Annotated in this window: 1 protein-coding gene; it reads left to right on the top strand. The window is 74.7% G+C overall.

From position 1 onward, the window contains the following. Nucleotides 1–352 (top strand): GNAT family N-acetyltransferase (locus BIV03_RS15985; protein ID WP_139202024.1); only part of this gene is annotated, 352 nt, incomplete at both ends.

Raw genomic sequence — 352 nt, 5'->3', positions numbered from 1 at the left:
GACGGCGACGAGGTCGTCGGGTGGGCAGCGGTGCACCCCCGTCCGGACACCACGTTCGCGCGGAACCGGAAGATCCCGCACCTCGACGACCCGGGCGACCGGAGCGTGTGGAGCGTCTGGTGCATCCGGGTGCGGCCGGGCCACCGGGGCGAGGGCATCTCGCACGCGCTCCTGGCGGGCGCGGTCGACTTCGCCCGCGAGCACGGCGCCCGCACGGTGGAGGGCTACCCCGTCGACAACCGCGGCGAGCGGGTCGACCTGACGATGGCGTACGCCGGGACCCGCGCACTGTTCGAGCACGCCGGCTTCGAGCACGCGGCGGACACGACGTCCGTCCTGAACGGCTTCCCCC

Source organism: Curtobacterium sp. MCBA15_016 (genome assembly GCF_001865105.1).
Lineage (GTDB): Bacteria > Actinomycetota > Actinomycetes > Actinomycetales > Microbacteriaceae > Curtobacterium.
Note: the sequence above shows the minus strand (reverse complement) of the source record. Positions and strands in the feature narration are given on the sequence as shown.